This is a genomic window from Elioraea sp., from assembly GCF_022842375.1.
GTDB lineage: Bacteria > Pseudomonadota > Alphaproteobacteria > Acetobacterales > Acetobacteraceae > Elioraea_A.
Map to the genome: position 1 here is coordinate 66,022 of NZ_JALHPR010000018.1, position 24,117 is coordinate 90,138.

The 24,117-nt window shown below is 69.7% G+C and carries 23 protein-coding genes; 11 read left to right on the plus strand and 12 right to left on the minus strand.

Annotation, left to right across the window (positions count from 1 at the left end; translation table 11 throughout):
* Window positions 1–7: 7 nt before the first annotated feature.
* Window positions 8–2,284 carry a polysaccharide biosynthesis tyrosine autokinase gene (locus Q0C38_RS15355; protein ID WP_291297986.1) on the minus strand — a complete coding sequence of 759 codons (2,277 nt, stop codon included), beginning with the start codon at window positions 2,282–2,284 and terminating at the stop codon, window positions 8–10.
* A 347-nt stretch (window positions 2,285–2,631) separates the two neighbouring features.
* On the opposite strand from Q0C38_RS15355, the gene Q0C38_RS15360 reads away from it, so the two are divergent.
* Window positions 2,632–3,252 carry a polysaccharide biosynthesis/export family protein gene (locus Q0C38_RS15360; RefSeq protein WP_291297987.1) on the plus strand — a complete coding sequence of 207 codons (621 nt, stop codon included), beginning with the start codon at window positions 2,632–2,634 and terminating at the stop codon, window positions 3,250–3,252.
* 17 nt (window positions 3,253–3,269) lie between these two features.
* Here the strand turns inward: Q0C38_RS15360 and Q0C38_RS15365 are convergent, their stop codons facing one another.
* Window positions 3,270–3,875, minus strand: coding sequence for a DUF882 domain-containing protein (locus Q0C38_RS15365; protein WP_291297988.1), 606 nt, complete (start codon window positions 3,873–3,875; stop codon window positions 3,270–3,272).
* A 236-nt stretch (window positions 3,876–4,111) separates the two neighbouring features.
* Between Q0C38_RS15365 and Q0C38_RS15370 the strand changes: the two genes are divergently transcribed.
* From Q0C38_RS15370 to Q0C38_RS15385, 4 genes are read left to right on the plus strand one after another with little or no spacing between them, the layout of a single operon-like run.
* A complete protein-coding gene (locus Q0C38_RS15370; RefSeq protein ID WP_291297989.1) occupies window positions 4,112–5,140 on the plus strand; it encodes an ABC transporter substrate-binding protein in 1,029 nt (342 codons plus the stop codon).
* Complete coding sequence (locus Q0C38_RS15375) at window positions 5,140–5,967, plus strand: ABC transporter ATP-binding protein (RefSeq protein ID WP_291297990.1); 828 nt, start codon at window positions 5,140–5,142, stop codon at window positions 5,965–5,967. The genes Q0C38_RS15370 and Q0C38_RS15375 overlap by 1 nt, the downstream gene beginning before the upstream one ends.
* Complete coding sequence (locus tag Q0C38_RS15380) at window positions 5,964–6,806, plus strand: ABC transporter permease (protein WP_291297991.1); 843 nt, start codon at window positions 5,964–5,966, stop codon at window positions 6,804–6,806. The genes Q0C38_RS15375 and Q0C38_RS15380 overlap by 4 nt, the downstream gene beginning before the upstream one ends.
* Before the next feature lie 3 nt (window positions 6,807–6,809).
* Window positions 6,810–8,093 (plus strand): cytosine deaminase, encoded by a 1,284-nt coding sequence (locus Q0C38_RS15385; RefSeq protein ID WP_291297992.1) that lies wholly within the window; start codon window positions 6,810–6,812, stop codon window positions 8,091–8,093.
* Here Q0C38_RS15385 and Q0C38_RS15390 read toward each other — a convergent pair.
* A complete protein-coding gene (locus tag Q0C38_RS15390; RefSeq protein ID WP_291297993.1) occupies window positions 8,080–8,661 on the minus strand; it encodes an NAD(P)H-dependent oxidoreductase in 582 nt (193 codons plus the stop codon). The genes Q0C38_RS15385 and Q0C38_RS15390 overlap by 14 nt on opposite strands.
* Before the next feature lie 11 nt (window positions 8,662–8,672).
* Here Q0C38_RS15390 and Q0C38_RS15395 point away from each other — a divergent pair, with 11 nt between their 5' ends.
* Window positions 8,673–9,095, plus strand: a complete 423-nt coding sequence (locus tag Q0C38_RS15395) for a cupin domain-containing protein (RefSeq protein ID WP_291297994.1) — start codon at window positions 8,673–8,675, stop codon at window positions 9,093–9,095.
* On the opposite strand, the gene Q0C38_RS15400 is transcribed toward Q0C38_RS15395, so the two are convergent.
* From Q0C38_RS15400 to Q0C38_RS15440, 9 genes are all read right to left on the minus strand, one after another.
* Complete coding sequence (locus Q0C38_RS15400; protein ID WP_291297995.1) at window positions 9,092–10,471, minus strand: FAD-binding oxidoreductase; 1,380 nt, start codon at window positions 10,469–10,471, stop codon at window positions 9,092–9,094. The two genes, Q0C38_RS15395 and Q0C38_RS15400, sit on opposite strands and share 4 nt — an antisense overlap.
* On the minus strand, window positions 10,468–11,847 hold the full coding sequence (locus Q0C38_RS15405; protein WP_291297996.1) for an FAD-binding oxidoreductase: 1,380 nt from the start codon (window positions 11,845–11,847) through the stop codon (window positions 10,468–10,470). Before Q0C38_RS15405 ends, Q0C38_RS15400 begins: the two co-directional genes overlap by 4 nt.
* Window positions 11,840–12,646, minus strand: a complete 807-nt coding sequence (locus tag Q0C38_RS15410) for a creatininase family protein (protein WP_291297997.1) — start codon at window positions 12,644–12,646, stop codon at window positions 11,840–11,842. Before Q0C38_RS15410 ends, Q0C38_RS15405 begins: the two co-directional genes overlap by 8 nt.
* 2 nt (window positions 12,647–12,648) lie before the next feature.
* Window positions 12,649–13,419: an ABC transporter permease gene (locus Q0C38_RS15415; RefSeq protein ID WP_366937274.1), complete on the minus strand. Its 771-nt coding sequence runs from the start codon at window positions 13,417–13,419 to the stop codon at window positions 12,649–12,651.
* A gap of 8 nt (window positions 13,420–13,427) precedes the next feature.
* The gene (locus tag Q0C38_RS15420; protein WP_291297998.1) at window positions 13,428–14,246 is read right to left on the minus strand and encodes an ABC transporter ATP-binding protein; all 819 of its coding nucleotides are present in this window, start codon (window positions 14,244–14,246) and stop codon (window positions 13,428–13,430) included.
* 22 nt (window positions 14,247–14,268) lie between these two features.
* The gene (locus Q0C38_RS15425; RefSeq protein WP_291297999.1) at window positions 14,269–15,285 is read right to left on the minus strand and encodes an ABC transporter substrate-binding protein; all 1,017 of its coding nucleotides are present in this window, start codon (window positions 15,283–15,285) and stop codon (window positions 14,269–14,271) included.
* 166 nt (window positions 15,286–15,451) lie between these two features.
* Window positions 15,452–16,144: an ABC transporter ATP-binding protein gene (locus Q0C38_RS15430; RefSeq protein ID WP_291298000.1), complete on the minus strand. Its 693-nt coding sequence runs from the start codon at window positions 16,142–16,144 to the stop codon at window positions 15,452–15,454.
* A complete protein-coding gene (locus Q0C38_RS15435; protein WP_291298001.1) occupies window positions 16,141–17,394 on the minus strand; it encodes an ABC transporter permease in 1,254 nt (417 codons plus the stop codon). The genes Q0C38_RS15430 and Q0C38_RS15435 overlap by 4 nt, the downstream gene beginning before the upstream one ends.
* A gap of 12 nt (window positions 17,395–17,406) precedes the next feature.
* Window positions 17,407–18,417, minus strand: a complete 1,011-nt coding sequence (locus Q0C38_RS15440; RefSeq protein WP_291298002.1) for an efflux RND transporter periplasmic adaptor subunit — start codon at window positions 18,415–18,417, stop codon at window positions 17,407–17,409.
* A gap of 145 nt (window positions 18,418–18,562) precedes the next feature.
* Between Q0C38_RS15440 and Q0C38_RS15445 the strand changes: the two genes are divergently transcribed.
* From Q0C38_RS15445 to Q0C38_RS15465, 5 genes are all read left to right on the plus strand, one after another.
* The gene (locus Q0C38_RS15445) at window positions 18,563–20,353 is read left to right on the plus strand and encodes a helicase-related protein (protein WP_291298003.1); all 1,791 of its coding nucleotides are present in this window, start codon (window positions 18,563–18,565) and stop codon (window positions 20,351–20,353) included.
* Between the two features lie 118 nt (window positions 20,354–20,471).
* Complete coding sequence (locus Q0C38_RS15450) at window positions 20,472–21,467, plus strand: TRAP transporter substrate-binding protein (RefSeq protein ID WP_291298004.1); 996 nt, start codon at window positions 20,472–20,474, stop codon at window positions 21,465–21,467.
* A 73-nt stretch (window positions 21,468–21,540) separates the two neighbouring features.
* Window positions 21,541–22,119, plus strand: coding sequence for a TRAP transporter small permease (locus tag Q0C38_RS15455; RefSeq protein WP_291298005.1), 579 nt, complete (start codon window positions 21,541–21,543; stop codon window positions 22,117–22,119).
* Window positions 22,119–23,438, plus strand: coding sequence for a TRAP transporter large permease (locus Q0C38_RS15460; protein ID WP_291298006.1), 1,320 nt, complete (start codon window positions 22,119–22,121; stop codon window positions 23,436–23,438). The genes Q0C38_RS15455 and Q0C38_RS15460 overlap by 1 nt, the downstream gene beginning before the upstream one ends.
* Window positions 23,439–23,551: 113 nt before the next feature.
* The coding region (locus Q0C38_RS15465; RefSeq protein ID WP_291298007.1) for a hypothetical protein at window positions 23,552–24,117 on the plus strand (566 nt) is incomplete at its 3' end.

The window sequence follows — 24,117 nt, forward strand, 5'->3', positions numbered from 1 at the left end:
GGTTCTCCTATTCGCGGAAGTAGCCGCCGTAGCGCGGGTGGTACACTTCCGCATCGGAGTATCCGGACCGTGAATGCGCCTTGGCGTCGACGCGCGTCATGACCGCGCCGACGACGCGGGCCTTCGCGTCCTCGAGCATGTCGAGGGTCGAGCGCACCACCGACTGCGGCGTGTCGCGCCAGCGCACGCAGAGCACGGTGGCATCGGCCAGCCGGGCGATGATGCGCGCATCGGCCATCGCCAGCGTCGGCGGCGCATCGAGCACGATCAGGTCATAGTCACGCCGAAGCTGGTCGAGCAGGGCACCCATCGCATCGGCCATGAACAGGCCGGAGCTGTTGGTCTCGGCGGCACCGGCGGGGATGAACTCCATCGGCGTCAGCGCGTCGCGGCGCTTCACGGCCGACAGCGGGGCGTGGCCGAGCAGGTAGTCGGCGATGCCCTGGCTGCCCTCGGTCTTGAGGATGCGGTCGAACGAGGGCTGGCGGATGTCGCAGTCGATCACCATCACCTTCTCGCCGTTCAGTGCCGCCGTGCGGCCGAGCGTGATCGCGGTGGTGGTCTTGCCCTCGTCGGGCCTTGCGGCGGTGATGACGATGCATTTCGGCGGCGTCGCGCCGAGCCACAGCGCCGCGCGCAGGCTGCGCAATGATTCGGAGAAGGCGGAGACGGGCTTGCGCACCACGTAGTCCTCGACCTTCGCACGGCCGAGGCCGCGGCGGATCGAGGGGATCAGCGCGAAGCAGGGCAGGCCGAGGACGGTGCGGATCTCGTCGCCCGAGCGGAACGTGCTGTCGGCGATCTCAAGCAGCCACACCAGGGCAGCGCCGAAGATGAGCCCGAGCATGACGGAGGCGGCGAGAATCAGCGTCCGCCGCGGCCAGGAGGGCGAGCCTGGCCAGGTGGCAGGCGAAAGAACCCGCGCGTCGGGCTTCTCGATCGCGGTCTGCTGCACCGTCTGTTGCGTGCGCGCGAGAACGGCCTGGAGTAGGCCGCGCGCGGCCTCCGCCTCGCGCTCGAGCGCCCGGACCTGGATCTCCGCCTCGCCTGACTGGACGAGCTGCGCCTGGGTGCGCGCGAGCGCTTCCTGGAGGCTCTGGATGCGCACGCGGGTTGCCCGCGCATCGCTTTCGAGCGCGCCGCCGACACGGCTGATCTCGACACCGATCGTGCCGAGGATGCCGTTCAGTTCCGCCTGCTTGCGCTGCACGTCCGGGTGACGGTCACCATACTGGTTGCGGAGCTGGGCGAGTTCGGCGCGCGCCTGCGCCTCGCGGCCGCGCAGCGAGGCGACGGTGCCCGCGCCGATGACGGAGGCGAGCGCCTCAAGGTCGGCAGGCCCGCGCGCACCGCGGGCCTGCGACAGTCGGCCCTCCTGCGTCGCGAGCTCCGATTGCGCGGTGATCAGGTCGGTCTGCAGGCGCGAGATCTGCTCGTTCAGCAGGTTGGAGTTCACGCCGCGGACGAGGCCGGCCTGGGCGCGCACCTTCTCGATCCGGTCCTCGGCGTCGAGCACCTCCTGGCGAAGCTGCGTCACCCGCTGCTCGAGCCAGGTGTTGGCACGCCGCACCGCCTCGAATTTCTGTTCGAGCTGGTCGTTGATGTAGAGCTCGGCCAGGATGTTGGCGCCGGTCTGGGCGATGCCCTGGCTCTGCGACGTGAAGCTGATGTTGATCACCCGCGAGCCTGGGATCACGGTCGCCCCGATCGCGCCCATCGCCGAGAGGGTGACGGAGACGCGCAGGTCCTCCGGCCGCGGGGCGACGCGTGGACGTGGTGCGAGCTGCGCAGCCCACTCGGCCGAGACGAAGCCAGCCCCGCGCGAGAGCTGGCGGAAAATGAAGTCCCGCGTTCGGGACATGTTCGATTGCGGCGCGAGATACCAGTTGAACTCCGGCCGGCTGGCGAGGTTCAGCCGGTCGGCCAGCCGCTCGGCCATCGAGAGCGACTTGATGATCTCGAGCTGGCTCGCGAGCACGACGGAATTGGTGCCGCCCTCATCGCGCACGATCGACTGCAGCTCGCGGATGGCGAATTCCTGCGCCTCGTAGATCACCGCCGCCGTGCCGGTGAAGCGGGGGGTGAGCTGGTTCAGCGCGACGACCGCGAGCGCCGGGAAGAAGATGACGGCGAGGATCATCGCCCATTTGCGGCGGCGCAGCACCGCAAGCAGGGCAGCCGGGCTCAGCCCGCCCACGGGCTCGACCGTCGGCGGATAGCCATATCCCGCTTGGGGCCGGCGCGAGCCGCCGTCGGGCGCGATATCGGTCGGCTGGTTCAGCATCGATGGCGCTCCGGCCCTACCCCATTCAGCCGTTCGGGTGCCGGACTGAAGCATCCGGTCCTGGCGGCCCGATCCACGACCCCGTCATCGATCACGGCGGCGTGCGCGCGCGATGGCACCGATGGCAGACAGCTGCACACTGACCTTGGACCCCTTAGCGGATCGTGAAGTCCTGCGTCAATCGGCGCACCCGTCACTTGCCCGCGTCCATCCCGATTGTGTTGCCGCAACAGCTTAGACAGTGGTTTTCCGGCTTTTCAGGGGCAGGACGGCTTGGCAATACTCGCTCCGCCGATCACGTGCGGGCGAGCGGCGCTCCGCCACGGCCATATCGAGGTGGATCTGACATGAGCGATGCGCGCCCTCGGCCCTCCCTCCCGACATTGCTCCGCTCGCCGCGCCTTCCGCGCTGGCGTCTGCCGGGGCTGTTCGCCGCGGCCCTTCTCGTGCTCGCCGCCTGCTCGAGCCCAGGCGCCGACCTGCCACCCCTGCCCGAGGGATCGCGCAGCGAATACCGCCTCGACACCGGCGACCAGCTGCGCCTGACCGTGTTCGGCGACCCTCGCCTCTCGGGCGAGTACCGGGTCAATGACAGCGGCAACATCGCCGTGCCGCTCGCCGGCAGCGTGAAGGCCGTGGGGTTGACCAGCAACGAGCTCGAGCGGTCGGTCGCCGACACGCTGCGGCGGGGCGGCATCGTCCGCCAGCCCGACGTGGCGGTCGAGATCACCTCCTACCGGCCCGTGTTCGTCCTGGGTGAGGTGCGCAACCCGGGACAGTTCCCCTACCAGCCGGGCATGACGGTGCTGACCATGATCGCGCGCGCCGGCGGGTTCACCTACCGCGCGCAGGAGGACTTCGTCGGCATCACGCGCATCCAGGGCGAACGGGCGAGCGAGGGGCGCGCGACGCGCGCGACCATCATCGCGCCGGGGGATGTGGTGCAGGTGTTCGAGCGGCGGTTCTGAGCCGCCGCCGAGCGGCACTACCACCGCCTGACCGGTCCCGTGTCTAGGTGCACGTAGGGGCTCGCGCCGCGATAGAGGCCGACGCCGCCGGCGCGGAGTTGCACGGCCGCGCCAAGCAGCCCTGTCGCATGCAGGCCCGGCCGCCTCACGTCGACCGCCTGGCCGGTCACGTGGAAGCTGCTGGTCGCGGCCCTGCCCCAGCGCGCGGCGAGCGCTGCCTGGGTTTCCGGCGTGCGATAGGCGGAGACCACGACGAAGCCGCGCCCGACGATCCGGCGATCGAGCAGATAAAGGATGTCGAACACGCTCGGCGCGATCGTGCCTGCCTTATCCGCCGTACGGTCGCGCAGCAGGTGGGAGAGCGCGTCGAGCGCCTGCGCGTCATAGGCACCGTTCCGCCAGTAGGTGCCCTCCCAGCGCTCCTCGTCGGCCGCGTGGACGAGGGAGAGGCGCCGCTCGGGGCCGAGGCCAGCGAGCGTGCGCGCCGGCCCCTCGGGCAGCGCCGCCTTCGCAGGGAACGCGGCGACCAGGCTTGCCGCCAGCAAAGCGCGGCGGCGAACGCGGAAGGGCCCGGTGCAGCAGGGGCAGGGCCCCGCGTCGAAGGTGTCGGTCGTGTCGGTCATAGCGGCGGAGAGTGGACGCGGCGGGGCAGCAGGGGCAACTCCCCTGCCCGTCCCCGCGCCGCGGTGCACGCGGCGTGGGCAGGGAACCGGCCGGTTGCGCCCGCTGCCGCAGGGGAGGCGCTGGCCCATCGCTTGCAATCCCGCGGCCTGAAGTCCCCGTCACCCCGGCGGTTGCGCGCCACGCGGCACGCCCCACACTTTCGCACCAACGACATTCCCGGCAGGAGAACACCCCCATGAAGACGCGCTATGTGATCAACCCGTCCGTCCTGACCCGCCGCGCACTCGGCCTCGCGGCCGGTGCCGCCCTCGTCGCCCTTCCCGGTGCGCGCGGCATCCGGGCGCAGACGCTCGACAAGGTGATCTTCCAGACCGACTGGCGCGCCCAGGCCGAGCATGGCGGCTACTACCAGGCGCTGGCCGCCGGCCTCTATCGCCGTGCCGGCATCGACGCCGAGATCAGGATGGGCGGGCCGCAGCAGAACCCGGCCCAGCTCCTGCTCGCCGGGCGGGTGGACATGATCATGTCCAACGGGTTCCAGGCGCTGAACTACGTGCGCGAGAACATCCCCTTCCTGGCGATCGGCGCGATCTTCCAGAAGGACCCCCAGGTGCTGATGACGCACGAGGGCAACGGCATCAACGGCTTCGAGGACATGCGCGGCCGCCCGATCCTGATCGGGGCTGCCGGCCGCGTCACCTACTGGCCGTTCCTGCGTGCGAAGTTCGGCTTCCGTGACGAACAGATCCGCCCCTACACCTTCAACCTCGCGCCGTTCCTCCAGGACAGGATGGCGATCCAGCAGGGGTTCCTGTCCTCCGAGCCCTTCGCCGCGCGAGAGGCGGGCGCCAAGCCGAAGGTGTTCCTGATCGCCGATGCCGGCTACGAGAACTACCAGACGACGATCGAGGCCTCGCGGCGGATGATCACGGAGAAGCGCGACCTCGTGCAGCGCTTCGTCAACGCCACGCTCGAGGGCTGGTCGCAGTACATGAGGAAGCAGGACACCGGGGCTGCGAACGCGCTCATCATCCGCGACAACCCGGAGATGACGCAGGCGAAGATCGACTACGCGATCGATTCGATGAACCGCAATGGCATCGTGCTGTCGGGCGACGCCGAGCGCCTCGGCATCGGCGCGATGACGGCGGAGCGCTGGAAGCGCTTCTACGACACGATGGTGGGGGCCGGCGTCTATCCCGCCGGCATGGCGATCGAGAACGCCTACAGCCTCGACTTCGTGAACAAGCGGGTCGGCCTCTGATGCCCGAGGGCGGCACTCTGGCCGGGGTGCCGCCCCCAGCGCCCCCTGGGCGCCCGCTCGTCGCGCTGCAGGGGGTCGAGAAACGCTACGCAACGGGAACGCTTGCCGTCCGCGGCGTCAACCTCGACATCCCGCGCGGGGAGTTCCTCTCGCTCCTCGGTCCCTCCGGCTGCGGCAAGTCGACGTTGCTGCGCATGATCGCAGGCCTGATCGCGCCCTCCTCCGGCACGATCGACTGGCCGGCTTCTCCGCACGATGCGCGGGGCGCGGCGCAACCGCGCCTCGGCTTCGTGTTCCAGGAGCCGACATTGCTGCCCTGGTCATCGGCGCTGTCCAACGCCGCGCTGCCGCTGAAGCTCGAAGGCATGCCGCGGTCGGAGCGCGAGGACCGCGCCGCCGGCGCGCTTGCCCGCGTCGGACTTGCCGGGTTCGAGCGTACCTATCCCCGCGCGCTCTCGGGCGGGATGCGCATGCGGGTCTCGATCGCCCGCGCGCTCGTCACCCGCCCCGACATCCTGCTGATGGACGAGCCCTTCGCAGCACTCGACGAGATCACGCGGTTCCGCCTGAACAACGATCTGCTCGAGATCTGGCAGGAGACGGGGTTCACCGTCGTGTTCGTCACCCATTCCGTGTTCGAGAGCGTCTACCTCTCCCGCCGCATCGCGGTGATGGCGGCACGGCCGGGGCGGATCGAGAGGGAGGTCGGCGTGCCCGCCCCGTACCCGCGCGGCGAGGCATTCCGTACCTCGGCCGAGTATGCCGCTGTCTGCCGTACCGTCAGCCTCGCCCTTGGCGAGGCGATCGCGCACCGGGGGGCGGCATGACGGGTGTCGATGACGCACCGCGCCCCGAGCCGGTGCGGCGGGTCCTGTTCCTGCCGGCGGAGCTCTGGCCCCGCATCCTGATGCCGATCCTCATCGGCGCGCTCTCGCTCGGCGCCTGGGAATGGGCGGTGCGCGCGAACGAGGTGCCGGTCTACATCCTGCCGCCGCCCTCGGTGATCTGGGCCGCCCTGCTGCGCGACTGGCCCTCCCTCTCCGTCTCGCTCGGGATCACGTTGCAGATCACCTTCGCAGCACTCATCGTCGCGGCCGCAGCCGGCCTCGCGCTCGCGGTGCTGTTCGCGCAATCGAAATGGGTGGAGCTGTCGCTGTTCCCCTATGCGGTCGTGCTGCAGGTGACGCCGATCGTGGCGATCGCGCCGCTGATCATCATCTGGGTCGACGACATCCGCCTGGCCCTGCTCATCTGCGCCTGGATCGTCGCCTTCTTCCCGATCCTGTCGAACACCACGCTCGGCCTCAACAGCGTCGACCACAACCTGGTCGACCTGTTCCGCCTCTACCGCGCCACGCGGTTCCAGACGCTGATCTTCCTTCGGCTTCCCGCCGCGATGCCCTATTTCCTCTCGGGCCTTCGCATATCGGGCGGGCTCGCGCTGATCGGGGCGATCGTGGCGGAGTTCGTGGCCGGCACCGGCGGGCGCGCGTCGGGCCTCGCCTACCGCATCCTCGAGGCCGGGTACCAGCTGCAGATCCCCCGCATGTTCGCCGCCCTCTTCCTCATCTGCCTCACCGGCATCGCGATCTTCCTGGCCCTCGGCCTCGTGCAGCACCTCGCACTTCGCCGCTGGCACGAGAGTGCGATGAGAAAGGAAGGGTGAGCGATGTGGACCACGATTCCCGTAGCGCCATCGTACTGGCTCCGCAACGCCACGCTGCCTGACGGCACGCGCGCCGATATCCACATCGCCGACGGGATGATCGCGGCCCTCGCCCCCGCCGGCACCGGCGAGGGTGGCGCTGACCTTCGCGGCGGCATGGTGCTGCCCTGTTTCACCGACATCCACACCCATCTCGACAAGGGCCATATCTGGCCGCGCAGCCCGAACCCGGACGGCACGTTCATTGGCGCGCTCACCGCGGTGATGGGTGACCGCGAACGCTCATGGTCGCCCGAGGACATGGAGCGCCGCTTCGATTTCGGCCTCCGCTGCTCCTTCGCGCACGGCACCGGCGCGATCCGCACGCATCTCGACACCTACCTGCCGCACGGGGCCAACACCTGGGCCGTGTTCTCGCGCCTGCGCGAAGCCTGGGCGGGGCGGATCGCGCTCGAAGGTGTCAGCATCTGCCCGATCGATCGCTTCGCCGCCGACGAGGGCCGCGCCATCGCCGATCTCGTCGCCGACCATGGCGGCATCATGGGCTTCGTCACCCGCCTCGATGGCCAGGGCGATGACGCCATCCCGCCGGGCTTCCAGGACCTGCTCGATCACTGTTTCGCGCTGGCCGAGGCACGTGGCCTCGACCTCGACCTGCATGTCGACGAGAGCGGCGAGACAGCCTCCGCTACCCTTCAGCTCATCGCGCGCACCGCCATCCGCCGCCGCTTCAAGGGGCGCATCCAGGTCGGCCACATCTGCTCGCTCGCGTTGCAAACACCCGAGGTGATCGAGGACACGATCCGCCTCGTCGCGGAGGCCGGCATCAGCGTCGTCTCATTGCCGATGTGCAACATGTACCTGCAAGGGCGCCTGGCGGGACGCACGCCACGCTGGCGCGGCGTCACGCTGCTGCACGAGCTGGCCGCCGCCGGGGTTCCCGTCTCGGTCGCATCCGACAATTGCCGCGACCCGTTCTATGCGTGGGGCGACCACGACATGCTGGAGGTGTTCCGCGAGGCGGTGCGCATCGCCCATCTCGACACGCCAATTGCCCCCTGGCACGACGCGGTGAGCGCCACACCCGCCGGGCTGATGGGGCATGAGGGAACGATCCGCGAAGGTGCCGTGGCCGACCTCGTGCTGCTGCGCGCGCGCGCCTGGCACGAGGCGCTCGCCCGGCAGCAATCCGACCGCATCGTGCTCCGGCGCGGGCGGGCGATCGATACGACGTTGCCGGACTATGCCGAGCTCGACGCCCTCGTCGCGCCCGCTACCAGCGGCTGAAATGCGCCTTCACGCGATCGAGGAAGCGCGTGAGGGTTGCTTTCGGCACATGGTCCATCCGCGTCTGGCTCAGCCAGTCGAGCGTGCAGCCCTTGGCGCAGAGCCGCCGCAGCGCACGGCCCATCACCTTGCGGTCAGGCCGCCCGATCACCCACAGCAGCCACCAGGGCGAGCCGTAGGTTGTGACGACGGCGATGCGGCGGATGTTCGTCAACCGCGGCTCGATCGCACCGGGGCCGATATGGAATGCAACGCCTGGGAGCCAGATGCGGTCGAACCAGCCCTTCAGCATCGCGGGCATCCCGTACCACCAGGTTGGGTAGACGAGCACCAGCGCGTCGGCCTGTCGCAGCGCCTCCACATGCCGCTCGACGCCGGCGGTGTTCGTGGACACGTCGTGGTAGCGGCCACGCTCCTCCCCCGTCAGCGCGGGGACGAACCCTTCCGCGTAGAGATCGATCAGCTCGGCCACATGGCCGGAGGCAGCGAGGCCGGCCATGACGGCATCGCGCAGGGCGGCGCAGAAGCTGTCCTCGCGCGGATGGCAATAGACGACCAGCACCTTCATCGGAGCCACCTATGATCATCGCCCGCCACGCCTCTGGCCTCGTCGGCTACCGGATCAGCGAGGGCGATACGAACTGGTTCGCCTGCCTGCTCGACCCCAGCGACGGCGTCGGCTTCACGCTCGTGGTCGAGATCTTCGGCCCCGGCGGGGCGACGCCGCCCAATATGCACCACCGCGCGACCGAAGCGTTCCTCGTGCTGCGCGGCGAAGGCGAGGCGCGGCTGGGCGACAGGACGATCCCGCTGAGCCCCGGCAGCGTTCTGGCCGTGCCGCCGGGCACGGAGCACGTGATCGCAAATACGGGCCCAGGCCGCCTCTACTGCCTCACGCTGATGGTGCCGGACGAGGATTTCGCCGCCCTGATCCGCCGCGGCACGCCGGTTCCGCTCGACGCCGAGGACATGGCGGTGCTGACGGGCGCTGCGCACGCTTAAGGCGTGGCCTCGAACAGGTGGACCTGGTCGCGCGGCGTCCACTCCGGATCGTCCCAGGCGAGCATCTTGCCGGGGTTCAGCAGGCCATGCGGGTCGGCCTCCCGCTTGAAGGCAAGCTGCAGCGTGTCGACCTTCTTCATGCCGCCTTCCTCCAGCGTGAAGACATGCGGGTTGAAGATGGGGCAGCCCGCCGCCTCGTGCGCGGCGATGATCTCGGCCAGTCGTGCCTCGGTGGTGAAGCGCACGAGTTGAAGCCCGAAGCAGGCGATGGCTCCGCCGAGCTTCACGAACTCCAGGTGCATCGGCACCTCGTCACCGAACAGAGCGTCCATCTCCGCGACCTTGGCGAGATGATCGGGGGCGGGAAACAGAGTCTGGAGATAGGTGACGGTGCGGTCGGTCTTGAGCACCTGGAGCGTCGTGTGGTTCCAGCTGTGCTCGTAGAGCGGCACGGCGGCATCATCGGTGGGTGAACGATAGAGCTCGGTGCCGCCGGCGGCGTCCAGAAGCCCGGGCAGGAGCTCAAGGAACGGGGCTGCGATCATCAGAAGCACGATCGCCTGGCCCGCCGGGATCGCGCCGTCGAACGCCTTGAAGTGCTTCTGCGCCACGGGGGCGGCGATCACCGAGACGAGCTTCTTGGCGATGCCGTCCTGCCGCATGATCCCATCGGCGAAGCGCGCGGCATCGGCCAGCGTGTCGAACCCCGCCATCACGTCCACCCAGTCCCACGCCGGTGCAAGCGGCATCTCCACCTCGGTGATGATGCCGTTGGTGCCGTAGGCGTGGTTCGCCTTCTGGATGTCAGGGCCGCGGAGCTCGAGGATGCGTGGGGTCTCCTCCATCGTCATCAGCCGGAGGCCGAGGATGTTGCCTGGCTCGCGCAGGATGCCCCAGGTGCAGGAGCCGATGCCCGACGAGCCACCCGCGATGAAGCCGCCGATCGTCGCCGTCCGCCGCGTCGAGGGGTGGAAGCGGAGCTCGCCGCCGACGGCCGCACGCGCCGCGGCATCGATGTCGATCAGCTTCGCACCGCACTGCGCGCGCAGCACGCCGGGCCGCGTCCACAGCACCCGGTCGAGGGCGGAGAGGTCGAGCACAACGCCGCCCTTCAGCGGCATCGCCTGGCCGTAGTTCCCCGTCCCTGCCCCGCGCGGCGTGACCGGCACGCGGTGGCGCACGGCGGCGGAGAGGACGCGCGCGAGTTCGGCCTCGCTCCGCGGCGTCACCACCGCCTCGGCCGAGAGCTTGTCGAGCTGCCGCTTCAGCACCGGCGAGTACCAGAAGAAATCGCGCGATTTCTGCCGCACCAGCGCGCGATCGGTCTCGACCGGGATGTCGCCCAGCGCCGTGAGCAAGCCGCCAACGTCACTCATGCCGCGTCCTTGCCTCCCACGGGCGAGAAGCTCGTCATCTTGCCGGGATTGAGCAGACCGTATGGATCAACCTCGCGCTTGAAGGCAAGCCTGTCGGCGCCCACGAGCTTCCACCGCGCCCCCTCCTCGAGCGTGTAGACATGGGGGTTCGCGACCGCGACGCCATCGGCCTCGCAGGCGGCGATGATCTCCCACAGCCTCTCGCGCGTGGTCCAGCGGATGACGGGCAGCGCGCTCATCGTCACCTGGCCGCCGAAGCGGGCCACCTCGGTGTGCATCCACATCTCGCCAGCGAAACGGTCACGGAGGCGCGCGACGGCCTCGAGCGTGCGGCCCGGCGGGAACAGGCATTGCAGGTAGGTGATGCCCTTGTCGCGCTTCAGCACGTGCAGCGTGGTGTGGTTCCAGGTGTATTCGTAGAAGGGCGTGAGCTCGTTCGCGGCCTCTGCGGTGGCGAAATCCTGCTCGGCCTCGATCTCGCCGCCATGGGTGGCGACGAGGTCAGCCACCGCCCCCATCCCGCAGGGCCCGACCATGGCGAGAACGATCGGCCGACCCTCCGGCAGCAGTTCCGCGAGGCCCTTGAAGAAGGAGGGCAGCGGCCAGTCGATCACCGCGCACATCTTCTTCGGGATACCGTCCGCCATGCCAAGTGCGAGGCCGAAGGCAGCGGCCGCGGCGAAGTCGGGGAAGCTGATGGCAAGGTCGCGCCAGGCCATGGCCGGGGCCAGCGGCAGGCGCACGCGGGTGATCACGCCGGTGGTGCCGAAGCAGTGGTTCACCGGTGCCGCCTTGCCCCAGGCAAGGTCGATCATCCGAGGCGATTCTTCCATGGTCGCAATGGTCACGCCAGCGAGGTTGCCCGGCTCACGCAGCGTGCCGTGCGCGATGCCGCCGATGCCCGCCCCACCACCGCCGACGAAGCCGCCCACCGTCGCGGTGCGCTTGGTCGATGGCCAGAGGCGAAGCTCCCAGCCCTGCTGCCGCGCCCAGGCATCGACCTGCATGAGCGTCGCCCCCGCCTCGACCTCGGCGATGCCATCGGCGAAGGAGAGGATGCGGCTCATCGCCGTCATGTCGAGGATCACGCCGCCTTCGAGGGGAACGGCCTGGCCGTAATTGCCCGTCCCTCCCCCGCGCGGCACAACGGGGATGCGATGCCGCACGCACGCGGCGAGGATGGCGAGAACCTCCGCCTCGTCCTTCGGCCGCACCACCACCTCGCCGCGCTTGCCGTCGAGCTGCGGCTTCAGCACGGGGCTGTACCAGTAGAAATCGCGGCTCTTGAGGCGGACGAGAACCGGATCGGTCTCGGCCTCGATGCCACCGAGGTCGTCGAGCAGGGCGGCGATGCGATCGGAGATCGGCTCAGGCATCGGGGCCCTCCTTGAGCCAGGCCTCGCTGTCGAGCGCTGCGATCTCGGCCAGCAGCCCGGCAAGCCCGGCCGCCGCGCGGTCGAGCACCGCTTCGCCGAGTTCAGCCGTTGCTGCCGCTGCGTTGCCGACGGCACCGTCCGTGTTCAGGTCCTGCGCCTGCCAGCCGAAGGCGACGGCCCCGCCGGCGCGAAGCCCTGCGTTGCCGTCCCACGCCGCGGTGCTGTTGGGAAAGTCGCGCAGCTTCCCGGGCCGGACACGGTCGGGCGCGAGGGCGAGCATCAGCGCGGTTTCCACCTGGCCCGCGTGGATGCCGAAGCGAAGCTCGTCAGCCGGCACGAGACCTGTCGGCGGGCTGAGGCGGTTCCACATGCAGGTGGCGGCGAACATGCGGTGGCGGATGCGCAGGCGGCGGCAGACGATCTCTGCTGCCTGCGGCTGCCCGCCATGCGAGTTGAACAGCAGGATCTTGCGCACGCCCGATGCCGCCACCGCCGCGCCGATCTCGGTCCACGCAGCGATCGCGGTCTCGGGCGAGAGATGGAGGCTGCCCGGATAGCGATCATGCTCGACCGAGACGCCGATCGCCTGCGTCGGCAGCACGAGCACGGGGAGGTCGTCGGGCAGGCGTGCGAGCGTGCGCGCGACGATGCCCTCGTTGATCGTGGTGTCGACCGCGACGGTCAGGTGCGGCCCGTGCTGTTCCGTCGCCCCGATCGGCAGCACCGCGACCGTGCGCGCAGGGTCGAGCGCGCGGAACTCGGCCGAGGTGAGGTCGTGCCAGTAACGTTTTGCTGCCACGCTCAGCCCCCCGTCGCGTAGGCGGCATCGATGCCGCGCGTGGCCCAGAAGGTCATGCGACGCTCGATCACGGCAAACACGAGATACATCGCCACCCCCATCGCCGCGACGACGAGGAGGGCCGCGAACACCAGCGGGATCTGGAAGCGCGAGGAAGCCTGGATCATCAGGTAGCCCACCCCCTCGTTCGACCCCACCGTCTCCGAGATGATGGAGCCGACGAAGGCGAGCGTGATCGCAACCTTGAGCGAGGCGAAGAAATAGGGCGCTGCCCGCGGCAGCCCGACCTTGCGCAGGATGTCGAGCTTCGTCGCCCCCAAGCTGCGCAGCACGTCGCGCAGCTCGGGCTCCACCGTGGCGATACCGGTCGCGACATTCACCGTGATCGGGAAGAAGCTGATCAGGCAGGCGGTGATGATGGCCGGCACCGCGCCGATGCCGAACCAGATGATCAGCACCGGAACGATCGCGACCTTGGGGATCGAGTTGAACCCGATCAGCACCGGGAACAGCGCGCGATACGCCACCGCCGAGGAGCCGACCGCGACACCAAGCGCGACACCCCCGACGACCGAGAGCGCGAAACCAGCGAGCGTGGTGCCGAGCGTGTGCATCGCATGCCCCATGATGGGGCCGTAGAACTCGGCGAAGGCGGCGAACACCGCGGACGGCGCTGGCAGGACGAAGGGCGGCAGGCCCGCCGCCGTCACGCCGATCTCCCACACCACGAACATCGCCGCGACCACCAGCCACGGCAGCACGGTGCCCTGCATGCGCGGGCTCATGCGGCAGCCCGCAATTGTTCGGCGCGGGCCTCGGCGATACGCGCGCGCAGACCCTGCACGATCTCGACGAAGTCCGGTGCGAAGGACGCGTCGAGGTCACGCGGGCGGGGAAGGTCGATCACCCGCGTCTCGATCACCCGGCCTGGCCTCGCGCTCATCACATGCACCGTGTCGGCGAGGTACACCGCCTCGCGCAGGTCATGCGTGACGAGGATGCAGGTGAAGCGACGCTCCATCCAGAGCGCCTGGAGAACGGCCCAGAGCTCCTCGCGCGTGAAGGCGTCGAGCGCGGCGAAGGGCTCGTCGAGCATCAGCAGCGCAGGCTCGTGGATCAGCGAGCGGCAGAGGCTCGCGCGCTGCTGCATCCCGCCCGAGAGCTCCCACGGATACTTCCCCTCGAACCCCGCGAGCCCGACGGTCGCGAGCAGCGCGCGTGCCCGCGCGACATGCTTCTCGCGGTCGCGCCGGAACGTCGCCTTGTACGGCTCCACGATCTCGAGCGGCAGCAGAACGTTGTCGAGCGTCGTGCGCCAGGGCAGGAGCGTCGGGTTCTGGAACGCCATGCCGACGATCTTGAGCGGCCCCGCAACCTCATGGCCGCCGACGATCACGGCCCCCTCGCTTGCCGGTGCGAGGCCGGTGACGAGTTTCATCAGCGTCGACTTGCCGCAGCCGGAGGGCCCGACAACGGCCGCGAACTCGCCACGGCGGATGGCGATGTCGAGGCCCTGGACGGCAAGCGTCCCCTGCGCCGCCCCGCCGTAGCGGAGGCTCACCCCTTCGAGCGCGACGAAACGCGCGGCTGGATCACTCACCGCGCGTGCCCTGCGCCGCTCCTCACTGCGGCACCCTGAGCGCCGCCGCCTCGGGCAGGAATTTCGGATCGTAGATGTCGGAGGCGGCGAGCGGGCGCGCGATGTTGAAGGCCTCGCGCGCGATGTCGATGCTCTTCTGCAGCCGCGCCGTGTCGACCTTCCCGAAGCCGTTGGCGAGCACATGCGGGGTGAAGGTGAGCTCGCGGAAGCCGAGCTCCATCCGCTCACGCTCCACCGCCTCGTTGATCAGTGGGTCGCGCCGCTTCAGCGCAGCGATCGCCGCCGCTGGGTCGCGCCGCGCCTCGTTCTGCCCGCGCACGATCGCCGTGATCAGCCCCGTCACCGCCCGCGGGTTCGCCTCCGCCCAGCGGCGCGTGACGATGAGGGAGGTGGAGTAGAGGTCGACGCCATGGTCGCCGTATTTCCACGTCACGATGTCGGCGGCCGGAACGCCGGCGGCGCGCAGCGACAGGATGCCGGAGGTGATGAAGCCGGTGATCGCGTTCGCCTGTCCCTGCACCAGCATGGTCTCGCGCAGCTGCGGCGACACGGTCTGCCAACGGACCGAGGCCGGGTCGATGCCGACGGAGCGTGCGAAGGCGGGAAAGAGCTGCCGCCCCGCATCGGTCTCGGGTGCGGCGATCGTCTTGCCCACCAGGTCGCGCGGCGAGGCGATGTTCTGCCGGCGCAGCGTCATCACCGCGAGTGCCGTCGCGTCATAGATGATAAACGGGGTGAACAGCGGGCTGTCGGCGTTCTCGAGGCGGAGGCGGATCGTCGGGTTCAGGTCGGCGATCCCGACATCGTAGGCGCCGGCCGCTACCTTCACCGGAACGTCGCCGGAGCCGAAGCCGCGGTCCATCGTCACGTTCAGGCCCTGGTCGCGGAAGAAGCCGCGCTCGAGGGCGAAGATGAACGGCGCCTGCGGCCCCTGGAATGCCCAGTCGAGGCTGAACTTCACATCCGTCGCCCCGGCAGGGGCCGCCCCGGCCGCGATGCCGAACGCGATACCGGCGGCGATGCCGCGAATGAACCTCATGATGATCTGTCTCCCTGGACGGTCCGGCCCTGCCGCGACGCGGCTTCCCTTCGCGCGGAGATAGCAACGCTCATGCCGCGGCGCCAGCGATGCCCGGCGGCGGCGCGACACACCCCGCTGTGCCTAAAGCGAGCCCAGCTGCTCAAGGGATAGGCAGCAATTCCACCTAAGCGGGAACGGTGGCGGTGTCCGACACAACCCGCCCGTCGACCAGCCGCACCTGGCGCGTCGCCCTGCCGGCGAGCACCGGATCATGCGTGACGACGACGATGCTCCGCCTGCCATCGGCGACGATCTCGCCGAAGAGGTCGAACATCGCCGCTGCATTGGCGCTGTCGAGGTTGCCGGTAGGCTCGTCGGCCAGCAGCAGGGCCGGGTCGTTCGCCAGCGCACGCGCCACCGCCACGCGCTGGCGCATGCCGCCCGAAAGTTGCTCGGGCAGCTTGTCCATCGCGTCGCCAAGGCCGAAGCCGGCCAGCAGCGCGGCGGCACGGGCCTGAAGTGCCGCCTCCTCCCCCCCCGCCCTGCGCATCGGGACCAGCAGGTTCTCGCGCGCGGTGAACTCGGGCAGCAGGAAGTGGAACTGGAACACGAAGCCGATCCGCTCCCGCCTGATCCGCGCGAGCGCACCGGCCGAGAGGCCGGCCGTGTCCTCGCCCTCGATCAGAACCTGTCCCGTCGTCGGCCGGTCGAGAAGGCCGAGGAGGTAGAGGAGCGAGGACTTGCCCGACCCGGACGGCCCGGTGATGGCGACGAACTCGCCAGGTCCCACGGCGAGCGACACGTCGCGCACGAGCGTCACGGGCACAGCGCCGGGCAGCGTGCGGGTCACGCCGCGCGCCTCCACCAACGCCGTCATGCAGCGCCCCTGACGATGTCGACCGGGTTCAGCGCCGCGGCGCGTCGTGCAGGCACGAAGGCAGCGACGGCGGAGGCGAGCACGGCGAAGATGCCGCCGGCGATGTAGGGCCAGAGCTCGCGCGCGAGGATGAACCCGCCCGACCCGCGGATGATGCCGCCGGCCTGTTCGAACTTCACCTGGCCGAGGCCGAAGATGATCGCCTCGCCGATCAGCGCGCCGGCGATGGCGCCGGCCGTGCCGACCAGCAGCCCCTCGATGGTGAAGATGCGCAGGATGTCGCCCTCGGTGAAGCCGAGGCTCTTCAGGATCGCGATGTCGCGTGCCTTCTCGTGCACCACGGTGGAGATGATCGAGTAGATTCCGAAGGCAGCGACCAGCAGGATGGCACCGACGACGCTGAACATGATGCCGTTCTGGATCACGAACAGCGACAGCACGTTCTTGTTCGCTTCCTCCCAGCTCTCGGTGCGGTAGCCGTAGGCGCGCTCGATCCGCCGCGCGAGCGTCTCTGCCTGCGTCACGTCGGCGAGCCTGAGCCTGATCGCGTTGATCACGTTGGGCCGGCCCTGCAGCACCTGCGCGACCTTCAGCAGCACCGACGCCTCGCCATTGTCGATCGAGGCGATGCCGGTGGCGACGAGGCCCACCACCTTGAACGACAGGGCGGCACCGGTCGGCGAGGTCGCGGTGATCGTGTCGCCCATCCCGGCGCCCAGTCGTTCGGCAAGCCCGATGCCGAGGATGATGCCGTTGGCGGTCGAGCGCAGGTCATCAAGCTTGCCGGCGATCATGTCCTTCTCGATGTTGCCGACGCGCACCTCGCGCGCGGGCTCGATGCCGGCAAGCGTAGCGGTTACGTCACGCGCGCCGTAGCGCAGCAGCACCGCCGCGCGCAGGCCCGGGGCGACGGCGACACCCGGCCACTCCTCCAGCGCCGCGATGGTCGCGCGCGCATCGCGGATGCCGCGCAACTCGCTCCTCGGCTTCACGCCGCGGACCGCCACCGCGCCATCCTCGTGCGCGAGCACGGCTGGCTGGATGCGCGGCGTGCGGTACTCGTCCTTGATCGTGATGTGGGGGGCGACGTCGATCACCTGCGCGACGAAATAGGTCTGGAAGCCGCGCATCAGCGACGTCATGCCGATGAAGAAGCCGACGCCGAGGGCCACGCCGAGGACCGAGATCAGCGTCTGCCGACGCCGCTTGCCGAGGTGACGGAGGGCGATGGTGACGGCGAGCGGGAGCATCGCCGCCCGCCCTCAGCGCGCCGCCGCGCCGCCGGGCAGGCGAACGCGCCCGCCATCGACGAGCTTGGCCGACGGATCGACGACGACGCGCGCGCCCGCATCCAGCCCCTCGCGGATCTCGATCCGCCGCGCGCCACGCACCCCGACCACGACCGGAACCCGGCGCACGCGCTCGCCGTCCAGCACCCAGACGGCGCCATCGGCGACGGCGCCGTCGGGAACGAGGACGGCGGCATCGGTCTCGCGGACGACGATGTTGGCCTCGACCGTCATGCCGATGCGAAGCCGCGTATCCTCGGGCAGGGCAATGCGCACGCGATAGACCTTCAACCGCGGGTCGCCGGCCGGGGTGATCTCGGCCACCGTGCCGCGCAGAACCTGGCCGTCGAATGCATCGGCGCGCATCAGCACGCGCTGGCCGGTGGCGACGCGGGGAATGTCCTCCTCGTCGACCTCCGCGGTGATGCGCAGCGGGATCGGCTCGCCGATCGTGAACACCGTCGCGGTGGTGTCGATCACCTCGCCGATTTCGCCGTCGCGCCTGAGCACCACGCCTGCCATCGGGGAACGGATGATCGTGTCGTCGAGGCGGCGGCGGAAGGTCTCGACCACGGCTTCGGCCGCACGCGCCTCGCTGTCGGCACGGTCGAGCGCGGCACGGGCGATGATCTCGCGCGCGGCCAGGGTGCGCAGCCGCGTCACGTCCTCGCGCAGGAAGCTGGCGCGCGCCTCGGCCTCGCGGATCTGGCCCTCCACGATGGTGGGGTCGAGTCTCGCAAGCACGTCGCCGCGCGCGACCCGGGCCCCTTCCTCGGCGACGACGGCGACGAGGCGGCCCTTCACCGCCGGGCCGATCCTCGCCCAGGTGACGGGCTCGACCGTGCCGGTGGCATAGACCGCCTGCACGGCGGGACCGGTGACGGCCAGCGCGGTCGCCGACACTGCGGGCGGGCGCGAGAACGCCCACCACCCCGCACCGGCAGCACCGCCGATGAGCAGGAGGACCAGGACGAGCCTTTTCAACACAACCCTCGCATCGTCCGGCACTCTAGAGCAGATCGCACCAGGCTGAAATCAGCCGTATGCGCCGCCGCCGCAGGCCGCCGGCTTGATCCATGTCACGCCGATAGCGCTTGACCTTCGCGCGTTCTGCCAGACACATCCCCCCGTGGACGTCCCTTCGCCATCCTCCCCCCGCGCGCGGCTGGACCTTCTGCTGCACGGCCTCAGGGTGCCCGTGCGGAAGGAGGATATCGCAGCCTGCCTGTCAGCCCTCGACGCCGACCCGGATCTCGACGACATCGCCCTCGTCTCCGTCTTCGTCGAGGCGGTGCGCGGGCGGCTGCGGCGCGCCGAGAGCGACGGCGGGATCGACCACGCGGCCCGCGCGGTCGCCGAAGGGCGGCTCGAGGAATGGCGTCGCGAGCGCCTCGCCCAGCTCAACCTCGTGGCGCGCCATCGTCATGAGCAGGAGGTCGTCGGCGCGCTGACACTCGGACGCTGGGTCGGGTCATTCCCCGAGGCGCGCTCGATCCGCCGCCGCATCATCGCCATGCTGGGGCCGACCAACAGCGGCAAGAGCCACGCCGCGTTCGACGTGCTGGCGAAGGCCGCGTCCGGCGCCTATCTCGCGCCGCTGCGCCTGCTTGCCTGGGAAGGAACCGAGCGGCTGGCGGAACGCGGCATCGAGGCGAGCCTGATGACAGGCGAGGAGCGGCGCATCCTTCCCGGCTCGCACCACGTATGCGCCACGGTCGAGATGGCCGACCTGTCGAGCGAGGTCGCCGTCGCGGTCGTTGACGAGATCCAGATGCTCGCCGACGAGGATCGCGGCTGGGCCTGGACGCAGGCCGTGATCGGCCTGCCGGCGCGCACGCTGATCCTGGCCGGTGCGGCCGAAGCCGAGCCGCTGATCAGGCGGCTTGCCGCGCTGACGGGAGAGGCCGTCGAAATCCGCCGCTTCGAGCGCATGGTGCCGCTGACGCTGATCGACCACCCCGTTCCCCTCGGGCGGACGGAACCTGGTGACGCGCTCGTCTGCTTCTCCAGGCGGGATGCATTCGCGCTTAGGGAAGCGCTGATCGCGCGCAAGCGCCCGCCGGCGATGGTCTATGGCGCTCTCGGCCCCGATGTGCGCCGCGCGGAGGCGGAGCGTTTCCGGTCCGGCGCGGCCCCGGTGCTCGTCGCGACCGACGCGATCGGCATGGGGCTGAACCTGCCGATCCGGCGGATCCTGTTCGCAGCGACCACGAAATATGGCGGGTTGGGGCCGCACCTGATCCGGCAGATCGCGGGGCGGGCGGGCCGCTTCGGCCATTACCCCGAGGGCTTCGTCGGCGTCATCGAGGGCGAGGACCTCGACACGATCCGCCACGCGATCGAACACCCACCGCCGCCGTTGAACGGGCCGCTTCACGTTCTCCCGCGCGAGCAGCAGCTGCTGGACATCGGCCGGAGGGTCGGCGTGTCGAGCCTGCTCCGCGTCCTGACGATCGTGGCCGAGCGTTTCCGGTGGCCGGCCAGCGGGTTCGAGCTCGGCCGGCTCGACGACGCGATGACGATGGCCGAGATCACCGCGGGCGCGCGCCTGCCGCTTGCCGATGCACTCGGCTATCTCGGTTGCCCGGCTGACCTGCGCGACAAGCGGACAAGCCTCCAGGTCACGATGTGGGCACGCCGGCACGCGCACGGACTGGCTGTCGCAGCGCCGCCCGCACCGCCACGGCGGCTCGACCGCGTGGTCGCGTCCGATCCGGGAGACCTCGCCGAGGCGGAACGCGCGGCGAAGCTGCTGACCGCCTATCTCTGGCTCGCGCAGAAATGGCCCGAGGTCTACACCGAGGAGGATGAGGCCCGCGCGAGCCGCGGCCGCCTGAACGAGCACATCGAGCGGAGCCTCCGGATCGGTGCGAGCAGCAGGCTGCAGAAGCGCTGGAACAGGAGCGGTGCCGGCCGCTAGAGCAAGGCCACGCGTGCTGCTGGCCGAAACTGTGATGTTTCACAACCGCGCCGCTTCGCCTATGCTCCCCCGCAAGCCGGGAACGAACCCCGGCGCGAATCAATGAGGGAGTACGTTCATGAAAAGGCGTTCACTGCTTGCCGGCCTCGGCGGCATCGCACTTGCGGCACCCGCGGTCCACACCGCCAGCGCACAGGCCATCACGCTCAACGGCGCCAGCCAGTTCAACGACGACCACGCCTTCACCAAGTCGATGGTGCGCTTCGAGGAGCGCGTGAAGGCGCTCTACGGCAAGCCGATCAACTTCGTTCTGCACAAGAACAGCGCGCTCGGCCTCGAGAAGCAGTATTTCGAGTACATGGCCCAGGGCCGCGCGGTCGACTACGCGATCGTCTCGCCCGCGCACATGTCGACGTTCTCGCGCGCGGCACCCTTCATCGACGCGCCGTTCCTGTTCTCCGACCTCGGGCACTGGAACAAGGTGCTCGACGCCGACATGTTCAAGCCGGTGGCCGACGAGGTGGCACAGCGCGCGCGGGTGATGCTGGTCGGCTATGCCGGGGGCGGCGTGCGCAACATCTTCGCCAACAAGGTCGTGCGCAACATGGCCGAGCTGCGCGGCCTCAAGGTGCGCGTGCAGGGTGCGCCGATCTGGTCGCGCACCTTCAGCGCTGTCGGGATGTCGCCGACCGTCATCGCGTACAACGAGGTCTACAACGCGATCCAGAACAACGTGATCGAGGCCGGCGAGAACGAGGCAGCTGGCGTCGAGCAGATGCGCTTCTTCGAGGTTGCGCCGAACCTGATCATGACGCAGCACGCGATCACGATCCGCCCGCTTTGCTTCTCCTCCGCCACCTTCGCCCGCCTGCCCGATGACCTGAAGGCAGCGGTGATGCAGGCCGGCAAGGAGGCGGGCGCCTATGGCCGCCAGGTCGAAAGCGGCGAGGACGAGCAGAAGCTCGTGGCCCTCGAGAGCGCAGGGCGGCTCAGGCGCATCGCGTTCGACGGCCGCGCCGAGATGAAGCGGCTCGTCGATCCGGTGATGGCCACCTACGCGCGCGAAATTGGCGCCGAAGCCATCCTCGGCCGCATCAACGGGCTGGTTTCCTAGGCCCGTGATCCTCTGACCGCCAGGCAGCGGGGCGGCGGAAGCGCCGTCCCGCGCCACTTGCCGGATCACCCGCATGCTTGACGACACCGTGCCGACCGAGAGATCCGGCGCGCCGAAACCCGGCGCCTATGCCCGATTCAACAGGCTGCTCACGTGGCTGCTCTGCCTGTTCGTCACGCTCGCGGTCGGCATCCTGGTGCTGCCGGTGAGCCTGCAGATCTTCTCGCGCTTCACCGCCATCCTGCCCCATTACATCTGGACCGAGGAGATGGCGCGTTTCCTCCTTGTGTGGATGATCATGCTGGGTGCGATGCTCGGTGTGCGCGAGGGCAATCATTTCGTCGTCGACATCTGGCCTGTTCTCGCACCGCGGCCCAAGGCGGCGCTCGATCTCTTCGCCGATCTCTGCATGCTGCTGTTCGCCGTCGTGCTCATCTGGTGGGGCTGGGAGTTCACCGAGTTCGCCTGGTGGCGGGTCAGCGAACTGGCCGAGTTGCCGCTGTGGCTCATCCACGTCGCCTGGCCGGCGAGCGGCGTCGTGTGGACGCTCTTCCTCGGCCAGCGCATCCGGCGCGACATCCGCATCCTGATCGCAGGACGCGATCTCGGCGAGGATATCGGCGAGCGGCCGATGTCGTCGGGCCAGCTCTGATGCTCGGCAATGTGCTGACGTCCGGCGAGGCGGCGACGATCCTGTTCGGCGTGTTCTTCTCGCTGATGTTCCTGCGCGTGCCGGTGGCGGTCGCCCTCGGCCTCGCCTGCCTGCCGATTGCGCTGATCGAGCCGCGGCTCGGGCCGATGATGCTGCTGGGCGAGACCTTCAACGCGTTCAACAGCTTCATCCTGCTCGCCGTGCCGCTGTTCCTGCTGACCGCGAACCTGATGAATGTCGGCGGCATCACGACACGGCTGATGACGTTCTCGCGCTCACTGGTGGGCCATTTCCCGGGCGGGCTCGCGCAGGTCAACGTCGTGCTGTCGATGTTCTTCGCCGGCATTTCCGGCTCATCGACGGCCGATGCGGCGAGCCAGGGCAAGATCTTCATCCACGCCCAGCATCGCGAGGGCTACCACCTCTCCTTCTCGATCGCGATCACGGCGGTGTCCTCGGTGATGGCGGTGATCATTCCGCCCTCGATCCTCATGATCGTCTGGGGCGGCATCCTCACCGTCTCGATCGGCGGGCTGTTCCTCGCCGGCATCATCCCGGGCCTGCTCATCGGCCTCGTGCAGATGGCGACCGTGCATGCCTACGCCGTGCGGCGCGGCTATCCGACCTATCCGCGCGAGCCCCTGCGCAACGTCATCTGCGCCGCGGCCAAGGCAGCACCAGCACTCGCAACACCGATGATCATCATCAGCGGCAAGATCTTCGGCTGGTTCACGCCGACCGAAAGTGCCGCGATCGCCGTGCTCTATGCCGCGACACTCTCGCTCGTCGTCTATCGCGAGCTGAACCTGAAGGGCACGGCTGAGGCGCTGCTGGAGACGGGGCGGCTCGCTTCCTCGGCGCTGTTCTGCGTCGGCACCGCGTCGGCCTTCGGCTGGCTGCTCGCCTACTACAAGATCCCGGAAGCGATCCTCTCCAACGTCGGCGCCTGGGAGATGACACGCAATCAGACCGGCTTCTTCATCGCCGCCACCTTCCTCGTCGTCGGCTGCTTCCTCGATGCGATCCCCTCGATCATCATCGTCGGCACCATCCTCCAGCCACTGGCGGCGGCAGCGGGGATGGAGCCGATCCACTTCGCGATGGTCGGCATCATCTCGCTCGCCTTCGGCCTGGTCACGCCACCCTACGGGCTCTGCCTGATGATCGCCTGCGCCATCGGCCGGATGCGAATCGGTGATGTGCTGAAGGACGTGTGCATCATGCTGCTGCCGATGCTGGGCGTGCTCATCTCCGTCATCCTGGTGCCCGACGTCGCACTGTTCCTGCCGCGGCTCGTCTCGCCCGACATGCTGAAATAGCAGCGCTCACGTCCGTGCGACCCGCGCTCCCGCCACAGCACGGCCGTGGAAGCGCCACGGTCGCCCGCGTATCGTAGCGGCGAACGCCGTTCCACCTCCCACCGGGGCTCGCCATGGCAGCGCCGCGCCTTCTCGCGAAAACCGACCTCTCGGCCCATGCGCCGGTGACCGAGGGCGGCCGCGCCGTGATCGAGCAGCACGGGCGGCTTGCCGCCCTGCTCTCCGCCCGCGGCCTCTCGCCAGGCCTGTTCGCCGAGCCCGTCATCACCCGCGGGGCGGATGGCGCCCCCTCCTCCGTCAGCTGGTACGGCGAGGCGGATGGCGAGCCGGTTCCACTCTCCTCCCTCTCGCCCGCCAGGCGGGCCGAGGCGGAACGCGCGCTCGCCGCTTCCCTCGCCTCCCTCGTCCCCGCTCTGGACGATGCCGATGCGGGGGGCCTGCTCCGCCGCGCGCTGCTGCTGGCCGATCCTGATTCGGTGCTTGCCGTCGATGGCGGGGTGGTGCTCACGGGATGGGGCCTCGCCCCGCGCGGTGCCGCTGCCGACCCGGAGGTGCAGGCGGGGCTGCTCCGCGAGGGGCTTGGCCGGTACCACCCGGCGCTCGCGGCGGCTGGCGGCGCTTTCTTCTCGGGCGCGGCCCTCTCCCCGCCCGGTGCCGCGCCCCCGCCGCCGCCAGCCGC